The 8,863-nt window shown below is 72.3% G+C and carries 9 protein-coding genes and 1 riboswitch; of the genes, 5 read left to right on the forward strand and 4 right to left on the reverse strand.

Going from position 1 to position 8,863, the window contains the following annotated elements:
* The 3 genes from H0488_RS19605 to H0488_RS19615 all read right to left on the reverse strand — a co-directional run.
* Positions 1-485 (reverse strand): hypothetical protein (locus tag H0488_RS19605; protein WP_220794807.1); only part of this gene is annotated, 485 nt, incomplete at its 3' end.
* A 44-nt stretch (positions 486-529) separates the two neighbouring features.
* On the reverse strand, positions 530-2,410 hold the full coding sequence (locus H0488_RS19610) for a hypothetical protein (RefSeq protein ID WP_183100920.1): 1,881 nt from the start codon (positions 2,408-2,410) through the stop codon (positions 530-532).
* Positions 2,411-2,443: 33 nt separating this feature from the next.
* Positions 2,444-2,731 (reverse strand): TFIIB-type zinc ribbon-containing protein, encoded by a 288-nt coding sequence (locus tag H0488_RS19615; protein ID WP_183100921.1) that lies wholly within the window; start codon positions 2,729-2,731, stop codon positions 2,444-2,446.
* 305 nt (positions 2,732-3,036) lie between these two features.
* Here H0488_RS19615 and H0488_RS19620 point away from each other — a divergent pair, with 305 nt between their 5' ends.
* Positions 3,037-3,999 carry a DUF559 domain-containing protein gene (locus H0488_RS19620; RefSeq protein ID WP_183100922.1) on the forward strand — a complete coding sequence of 321 codons (963 nt, stop codon included), beginning with the start codon at positions 3,037-3,039 and terminating at the stop codon, positions 3,997-3,999.
* A 127-nt stretch (positions 4,000-4,126) separates the two neighbouring features.
* Here the strand turns inward: H0488_RS19620 and H0488_RS19625 are convergent, their stop codons facing one another.
* Positions 4,127-5,827 carry a fumarate hydratase gene (locus H0488_RS19625; protein ID WP_183100923.1) on the reverse strand — a complete coding sequence of 567 codons (1,701 nt, stop codon included), beginning with the start codon at positions 5,825-5,827 and terminating at the stop codon, positions 4,127-4,129.
* A 64-nt stretch (positions 5,828-5,891) separates the two neighbouring features.
* On the opposite strand from H0488_RS19625, the gene H0488_RS19630 reads away from it, so the two are divergent.
* The 4 genes from H0488_RS19630 to H0488_RS19645 form a co-directional block, all read left to right on the forward strand.
* Positions 5,892-6,974, forward strand: coding sequence for an NAD(P)-binding domain-containing protein (locus H0488_RS19630; RefSeq protein WP_183100924.1), 1,083 nt, complete (start codon positions 5,892-5,894; stop codon positions 6,972-6,974).
* Positions 6,971-7,459: a DinB family protein gene (locus H0488_RS19635; RefSeq protein WP_183100925.1), complete on the forward strand. Its 489-nt coding sequence runs from the start codon at positions 6,971-6,973 to the stop codon at positions 7,457-7,459. The genes H0488_RS19630 and H0488_RS19635 overlap by 4 nt, the downstream gene beginning before the upstream one ends.
* Positions 7,460-7,487: 28 nt before the next feature.
* Positions 7,488-7,599: riboswitch (TPP riboswitch) on the forward strand.
* A complete protein-coding gene (gene thiE / locus H0488_RS19640) occupies positions 7,597-8,205 on the forward strand; it encodes a thiamine phosphate synthase (protein ID WP_183100926.1) in 609 nt (202 codons plus the stop codon). Its footprint overlaps the riboswitch before it by 3 nt.
* A gap of 1 nt (position 8,206) precedes the next feature.
* The coding region (locus H0488_RS19645; protein WP_183100927.1) for an FAD-dependent oxidoreductase at positions 8,207-8,863 on the forward strand (657 nt) is incomplete at its 3' end.

The following is an 8,863-nucleotide window of genomic DNA, read 5'->3' on the forward strand; positions in this document are numbered from 1 at the left end:
GCCACCCGGGTGGCGTCGGTGAGGGCGGTCGGAGCCACGGTCGGTCGCTCGTCGGGAGTGACCCGGGTCGGACCGGTGTCGAGGTCGTCCGCGTCGGGCGCGGACGCCGGCCGGTCCGCCGTGCCGACCGGGTCGGGGACGGACGGGCGGGTGAGCACCTGGGTGAGGGGGACGGCGCCGATCGCGTGCGCGAGGACCGACAACGCCCACCGGCAGCCGCTGGAGTCGCTCGTGCCGCGGTCGCGGGCGAGCAGGTCTCCCTGTGCGGCGATCGAGGAGGCCGGGTCCGCGCCGAGCGCCAGCTGCTCCTTCAGCCGCTGGAGCGCCCCGGTCGAGATCGCCCCGACGAGCAGGCTCACCTCGCCCGTCGTCGCGGAGCCTTCGGGGATGAAGTCGTCGAAGGCGGCGCGGAAGGTGACCGGGTCCTCGAAGGCCTGGGCGCCGACCTCGGCACGGAGGTCGGCCAGCTCGTCGTGCAGTGCCACGACACACAGCATGGCATCACCGGGAGATGTCCCGGGGGCGCCGCTCAGAGCGGGAGGCCGCCGGTCTCGGCGTACGCCCGCAGCCGCTCGGCCAGGTAGCCGCCGTCGTCGTCGGCCGCCGACGACGTCAGGCCGTGGTCGCCGCCGTTGGTCACGCCGTCGCCGGCGGCGTCGCAGGGGCAGGTGATGGAGGCCGGCGCGCCGTCGACCCCGAAGACGATCCCGATCACCCCGGCGTCGCGCAGCGCGAGCAGGTTGGTGAAGTCGTCGTCGCCGAGGATCCACTCGACCCAGGTGTCGCGGTAGTGGTACTCGGAGTCGTCCACGGTGCGGTAGACCGTGTTGCCGACCGGGACGTTGTCGATGACGACCCGGGTGTCGGTGGCGGTGCTGATGCCGTCGACCCAGGTCAGGAGCCGGTCGAAGAACTGGTCGTCGGCGAGGTACTCGTCGCCCTGGGAGCCGCCCTCGACGTAGGTCAGGATCGTGTCGAGGAAGTCGAACCGGGCGCCGAGCGTCGCGTAGGAGTCGCCGAAGGTGACCGCCCATGCCTCGACCTGCGCGGTCGCGGGCGGGTTCGGCAGCAGGTCGTCCTGGATCTGCCACGGCGACACCGTCAGGCCGAGCCGGACCTGCGGCGCCAGCTCGTCACGCAGCGTGGTCCATGCCTGGGCCCAGCCGGCGAAGGTGTCGGGAAGGTCGGCGAGTCCCTCGACCCCCGTCGCGGACACGGCCATCGGCACGCTGGTGGCGTCAGGGGTGGCGGAGAGCACCTCCCCGGGGAGGTCCGGCTCGGGGATCACCTCGACCGGCGCACCGATGGTGCCGAGCTCGGTGAGCAGGGCGCGCACGTTGGTCCAGTACGCCGTCATCTCGTCGGTCGCCTGCATGAGGTCGAGGAGGTCGCCGCCGCTGGCTTCGCCGCCGTCCTGGCCGACCTGGCGCAGCGAGTAGAACTTCACCCGGGGCGGGATGCCGGCCGCGACCAGCTCGCCGACCCGCGCAGCGGTCGGCTGCGGGCCGTCCTCGGCCAGGACCGCGGGCGAGGTCGGGTCGCCGCCGGAGAAGATCTCGGTGGAGATACCCTCCCCGAAGCTCTCCTTGACCGTCGGCGTCAGCTCGCCGGGGAGGCGGACGTCGAACTCGAACGTCTCGGGGTAGCCGACCGGCAGCGTGGGCAGGTCCGAGGGGGGCTCGGGAAAGAACCCTGCGTCTGCGTCGTCGGAGCTGTCGGTGCTGTCGGCGGTGCTGTCGGCGGTGCTGTCGGCGCTGTCCTGCGCCTCGCGGCCACCCTCGTCGTCGCGATCACCGAGCAGGACGATCGCAGCCACCACGGCGACCACGAGGATCGCCAGCACGGCGCCGGCGACCACGAGCCGGCTCCGGCCGCGTCGGGAGGGGGACGGCGCGGCGACGGCGCCGATGCCGGTGCCCTGTGCTGGTGGCTGTGCTGGCGGGGGTGCTGGTGGCGGTGTTGGTGGCTGTGGGGAAACCTCGGTGCGCTGAGCGTCGTCGACCGTGATCGTCGGGGCGTACGCCGCCGCGTCCTCGGGCTCCGGCGCAGCGGGGTTGCCGAGGGCCGACGGCCGGGTGGTCACGCTGCCGGCGTCGGTCAGGCCGCGCGCGAACGCGAGCGCCGACAGCGCCCACCGAGCGCCGTCGGTCTCGACCGTGCCGCGGTCGCGGGCCAGCCGGGTCGCCTCCGCCGCGATCGCCGTCTCCGGGTCGGCGTCGATCCCGAGCTGCGTGACGAGCCGCTGGAAGGAGCCGGTCGCGATCGCGTCGACGAGGAGTCGACGCTCGCCGGCAGTGGCCGCACCCTCCGGTACGAAGTCGTCGAACGCCCCCCGGAAGGTGTCCGCGTCCTCGAAGACCTGCGGGCCGACCTTCGTGAAGAGCTCCCGGAGCTCATCCTGAAGCGGCACGTCAGGGATGCTACTCGGCCGCGACCTCGAAGGTCAGTCGAAGATCTCGGAGAGCCAGCTCTCCTTCTTGCGCTTCTTGTAGTGGCCCTGCTGGGGCGCGTACTGCTGCTGCCGGCGGTCGTCGTACCGGTCGTACTGCGGTGCCGGCGCTGCCGCCGGCGGTGCGGCCTGGGCGGGCGGCGGCATCGACACCGAGCGGTCGATGATCTTGTCGAGCTCGCCCCGGTCCAGCCAGACCCCCCGGCACTGCGGGCAGTAGTCGATCTCGATGCCGCTGCGGTCGCTCATCACCAGCGTGGTCTCGTCGATCGGGCAGCGCATCGTCTCTCCTCAGGCGTAGGGGCTACTCCTCCTCCAACGTAGCCAGGGGGGTGGTGGTTCCCCGAAGCAGGGACCCCCCAGCGCGGTGCGGCGGACGTCATACGTCGGTCCACCAATGGGGTCGCCCGCGTATGACGTCCCGCCGGACGTCATACGTTCCTCGACCGATGAGTCAGCGGGCGTATGACGTCCGCCGAGGGATGCGGTGGCCGGCAACCGTCCACAGGGATCGTGGGTGCGGGACCCGTCCACAAGGGGAGCCGAGAGCGGGAGTCCGGGTGGGTAGGTCGACCGATGCTGCGGGGATGACGACCAGCAACAGGAGTACGGCGGAGCGCCGCCGCCGACACCGCGCGGCGGCTGAGTCGCTCGCCGATGGCCAGGGCGGCGTGGTCACCCGCGAGCAGCTGCACGTGCTCGGGATGAGCTCGGCAGCCATCGCGGCGAATCTCGACGCCGGTCGGTGGCAGGAGCTCGGGGTGCACTGCATCGTGGTCCACACGGGACCGTTGAGTGAGCACGCCAGGTGGTGGGCCGCCGTCCTGGAGTCCGGCCCCCGGGCATACATCGACGGCGAGTCATCCCTGGTGTGTGCCGGCTTGGAGCACTACACGCCGCACGCGATCAGGGTGACGGTGCCGCGGGGTGCGCGAGTCCGGCATCGAGGCACCGGCGTCGACATCCGCCAGACCCGCCGCTGGGACCTGGAAGACGTCGTCGCCGACCCCGTGCCGCGGTCCCGCAATCCTGTGGCCGCCGTGCGCGCCTGCCTCTGGGCTCGCACGGAGCGACAGGCGCAGCTGCTGGTGACGATGACCGTCCAGCAGGGGCTCGCCCGCGTCGAGGACATCGCCGCGGCGGCGCTGACGGTGCGGCGCGACCGGCGACGGACCCTGCTCGGTGACCTCCTCATCGACCTCGACGGCGGCATCGGCTCGCTCAGCGAGCTCGACGTTCTCCGCGGTTGCCGGGAGCGCGGACTCCCCGAACCCGATCGACAGGCGCTCCGTCGTACCTCTCGCGGGTCCTACTTCCTCGACTTCCGTTGGAAGGAGTGGGCCGTCGTGGTCGAGGTCGACGGCATCCATCACGCGTGGGCGCAGAACCTCGTCGCCGACGCACTGCGGCACAACACCCTGGCGATCGAGGGCGACATCGTCCTCCGGCTGCCGGTCCTCGGCCTCCGGCTGTGCCCTGATGAGTTCTTCGCGCAGATCGAGGCGGCACTGCGTCGCGCGGGGTGGACCCCCGGCGTCGCGGCGGCGTGAGACGTCATACGGTCGGCCACGCATCGGACGTCCCACGTATGACCTCCCGCCGGACGTCATACGGCGGTGGGCTCATCGGTCGACGGACGTATGACGTCCGCGCGGCCCCGGCGCCCGGCGAGGGCCGCTACTCGGCCGACCGCACCCGGATGCCCGACCCGAGGATCGAGCTGAGCGGGACGTCGACCGCGCCGGACGGGTCGGTGAAGAAGTCGTTGCCCTTGTCGTCGACGACGATGAAGGCGGGGAAGTCCTCGACCTCGATCTTCCAGACGGCTTCCATGCCGAGCTCGGGATACTCCAGCACCTCGACGGACTTGATGCAGTCCTGGGCCAGCCGCGCGGCAGGGCCGCCGATGGAGCCGAGGTAGAACCCGCCGTACTCGTTGCACGCCTCGGTGACCTGCTTGCTGCGGTTGCCCTTCGCGAGCATCACCATGGAGCCGCCGGCGGCCTGGAAGGACTTCACGTAGGAGTCCATCCGGCCGGCGGTCGTCGGGCCGAACGACCCGGACGCGAAGCCCTCGGGGGTCTTGGCCGGGCCGGCGTAGTAGACCGGGTGGTCCTTGAGGTACTGCGGCATCTCCTCGCCGGCGTCGAGCCGCTCCTGGATCTTGGCGTGCGCGATGTCGCGCGCGACCACGAGTGGACCGGTGAGCGAGAGACGGGTCTTCACCGGGTGCTTCGACAGCTCGGCGAGGATCTCGCTCATCGGCCGGGTGAGGTCGATGGTGACGACCTCGCCGCCCTGGATGAGGTGCTGCTCCTCGGTGTCGGGCAGGTACTGCGCCGGATCGGTCTCGAGCTGCTCGAGGAAGACCCCCTCGGCGGTGATCTTGCCGAGCGCCTGCCGGTCGGCCGAGCAGGAGACGGCGATCGCGACCGGGCACGAGGCGCCGTGGCGGGGGAGCCGTACGACGCGGACGTCGTGGCAGAAGTACTTGCCGCCGAACTGCGCGCCGATGCCGAAGGACTGGGTCAGCTTGAAGACCTCCTCCTCCAGCTCGAGGTCGCGGAAGCCGTGGGCGCTCATCGAGCCCTCGGTGGGCAGGTTGTCGAGGTAGTGGGCGGAGGCGTACTTCGCGGTCTTCAGCGCGAACTCGGCGCTGGTGCCGCCGATCACCACCGCCAGGTGGTACGGCGGGCACGCGGCGGTGCCGAGCGAGCGGATCTTCTCGTCCAGGAAGCTCAGCATCCGCTTCGGGTTGAGGATCGCCTTCGTCTCCTGGAACAGGAACGACTTGTTGGCCGACCCGCCGCCCTTGGCCATGAAGAGGAACTTGTACTCCGGCCCCTTCTCGCCCTGCTGGGTGGAGTACAGCTCGATCTGCGCCGGCAGGTTGGTGCCGGTGTTCTTCTCCTCGTACGTCGTCAGCGGCGCGAGCTGGCTGTACCGGAGGTTGAGCTTGGTGTACGCGTCGTAGACGCCGCGCGAGATCGCCTCGGCGTCGTCGCTGCCGGTGAGCACGCCCTCGGACTTCTTGCCCATCACGATCGCGGTGCCGGTGTCCTGGCACATCGGCAGCACGCCGCCCGCCGAGATGTTGACGTTCTTGAGCAGGTCGAGCGCGACGAAGCGGTCGTTGCCCGATGCCTCGGGGTCGTCGATGATCTTGCGCAGCTGCCGCAGGTGGGCGGGCCGCAGGTAGTGGCTGATGTCGTGCATCGCCTCCGCGGTCAGCTGCCGGATCGCCTCCGGGTCGACGCGGAGGAACTGCTGGCCGTCCACCTCGAAGGTGGAGACCCCCTCGGTGGTGATCAGGCGGTAAGGAGTCTCGTCCTTGCCGGTCGGGAGGAGGTCGGAGTACCGGAACTCAGCGTCAGCCACGAGCAGTCAGGATACGCGTCCGGGAACGGCGGCATATCGGGCGCTCATGATTGGTTGACGTGTCATGCACGTGACCGACTCCCTGGTGATCGGAGCCGGCCAGGCCGGCCTGTCGGCGTCGTACCACCTCAAGCGACTCGGTCTCGACCACGTCGTCCTCGACGCGAACCCGCAGCCGGGCGGCGCCTGGCAGCACCGGTGGGACTCCCTGACGATGCTCGACGTCCATGGCGTCGCTGACCTGCCGGACGGGCCGGCTCCCGGCCGGGTCGACGACCGGGCCAACAACGTGATTCCGACCTGGTTCGGCGACTACGAGCGCGCCCACGACCTCCCGGTGGTGCGGCCGGTGCGGGTCGACCGGGTCGAGAGCGCCGGCGACCTGCTCGTCGTCCGCGCCGGCGAGCACGCCTGGACCACCCGCACGCTGGTCAACGCGACGGGCACCTGGACCCAGCCGTTCGTCCCGTACTACCCCGGCGCCGAGACGTTCCGCGGCGAGCAGCTGCACACCGTCGACTACCCGGGTCCCGAGCACTTCGACGGCAAGCGGGTGCTCGTGGTCGGGGGCGGGGCGTCGGCGGTCCAGTTCCTCGGTGAGCTCGCGCCGCGCACCGCCGTGGTGTGGGTGACCCGTCGGGAGCCGGTGTGGCGCCAGGACTGGGACGAGCACGCCGGCCGGGACGCGATCACGCTGGTCGAGCGCCGGGTCCGGGCGGGGCTGCCACCCGCCAGCGTCGTGAGCGTCACGGGCCTGGGCCTGCGGCCGCAGGAGCAGGAGGCGGCCCGCCTCGGCGTGTACGACGCACGCCGGCCGATGTTCGACCGGATCGAGCCGGACGGCGTGCGGTGGGCCGACCCCACTGGATCGGGCGCTGCCTTCGAGCCGGTCGACGTCATCCTCTGGGCCACCGGCTTCCGGCCCGCGGTGAGCCACCTCGCGCCGCTCCACCTGCGCAGCCCGCACGGCGGGATCGCCCTGCTCTCGGTCGGCCGGGACGTCCAGACCGCCGTCACCGCGGCCGCGGACCCGCGGGTGCAGCTGGTCGGCTACGGGCCGTCGGCGAGCACGATCGGCGGCAACCGGGCGGGCCGGGCCGCGGCGACCGCCGTACGCGGCTTCCTGCGTCGTACGCTCGCCGCATGAGCTACGGCTGGCGGGAGATCGACGGCGTGTCCGTCGAGGTGTGCGACGAGTGCGGCTTCGACACGCGGGCGGTCCACGACGAGGAGATCGCGTTCGCGGGGGTGTTCGCTGCGCTCGCCGATCTGGTGCAGCGTGGTGACGCCCACCGCAAGCCGTCCGCGGAGGTCTTCTCGGCGCAGGAGTACGTCGACCACTGCGTCGAGGTCACCGAGGCGATCCTCGGTTACGTCACCGACCGGCTGGACACCGAGCGCCACAGCTGCCCCGACCTGGCCGCCGCGCGGGACGCCGTCGCGACCATGCTCCCGACTCTGACCGCTGCCGAGCGCGCGACCGTGATCGAGGACGTCTACCCGTGGCCGGTCACCGTGCAGTGGGTCCTCTCCCACCTCCTGCACGACCTCGCGCACCACGTGCTCGACATCCGGCGCGGGTACGCCGGCTTCGTGCTCGCCGACAGCGAGGGCGCGACCAGCCGCCGCTGACGTCGCCGACCGGCTGCGCTAGCGTTGCGGCATCCACCACGGGAGTCCGCTGCAGCGGACTGAGAGGGAGCTGACGCTGCTCCGACCGTCGAACCTGATCCGGGTCATGCCGGCGAAGGAAGCGAAGGAGCAGCCCCATGGGCCGTGCCGTACAGATCCCCCGCGTCACCTGCCTGGTCTCCGACCGGGACGACCTCTCCCTGCTGCCCGCGTTGGTCGATGCCGGCGTCGACGGCTTCCAGGTCCGGGCCAAGCTGCTCGACGGGCGAGCGCTGACCGCACTCGCCGAGCGCGTCGTCGCCGCCGTTCGCCCGTCCGGGGCGACGGTGCTGGTCAACGACCGGCTCGACGTCGCACTCGCCGCCGGTGCTGACGGCGTCCATCTCGGACGGGTGGACCTGCCGGTCGCCGCGGCCCGTCGGATCGCGCCGCACCTGGTCATCGGCGCCACCTGCCGCTCGCGGGCGGACGTCGCGGCCGCCGCTGCCGACGGCGCCGACTACGCGGGCTTCGGGCCGGTGTTCGCCACGACCAGCAAGGACGGTCTCCCCGACCCGCTCGGGCCGGCGGCGGGCGCCGCCGCGGCCGGAGTCCTGCCGCTGGTGGCGATCGGCGGGATCGACGCGGACCGAGCCGGAGAGGTGACCGCGTCCGGCGCCCACGGGGTCGCCGTGATCGGCGCGATCTGGCGAGATCCCGATCCGGTGCTGGCAGCGAAGGAGATCGTCGCCCGGATCGGCGGTTGAGGTGCGGGTCACGGTCCTGGGCGCGGGCATCATCGGGCTGTCCGTCGCCGACGAGCTGCTCCGGCGCGGGCACCACGTGACCGTCGTCGACCCGGCGCCGGGCACGGGCGCGTCGTACGCCGCCGCCGGGATGCTGTGTCCCTCGGCCGAGCTGTGGCACGGCGAGGAGCAGCTGCTGCGGCTCGGGCAGGAGTCGCTGGCGCTGTGGCCGGACTACGCCGACCGGCTCGGCGTGCCTCTCCGGGCCGACGGGACGCTGCTCGTCGGCTACGACGCCGGCGACCGGCAGCGGGTCGCCCGTCAGGCCGACCTGCTCGCGCGGCACGGCGCGGCGGTCGAGCAGCTCGCGGACGGCACGGCGTTGCTGGCCGACGAGGCGAGCGTCGATCCTCGGTCGGTCGTCGCCGCGCTCCTCGACCGGGTGCCGGTCGCGCCGATCAACTCCCCAGGCCCCTGCGACGTCACCGTGCTCGCGACCGGAGCGGTGCTGCCGCCGCCGTACGACGCCCTCGTGCGGGGCGTCCGCGGCGAGATCCTGCGCGTGCGGTCGGACGATCCGCCGCCGTGCACGATCCGCGGCTGGGTCTACGGCGATCCCGTGTACCTGGTGCCGCGGGCCGCCGGCGAGGTCGTCGTCGGCGCGACGAGCGAGGAGCAC

The organism is Nocardioides pelophilus (assembly GCF_014180685.1).
Lineage (GTDB): Bacteria > Actinomycetota > Actinomycetes > Propionibacteriales > Nocardioidaceae > Nocardioides > Nocardioides pelophilus.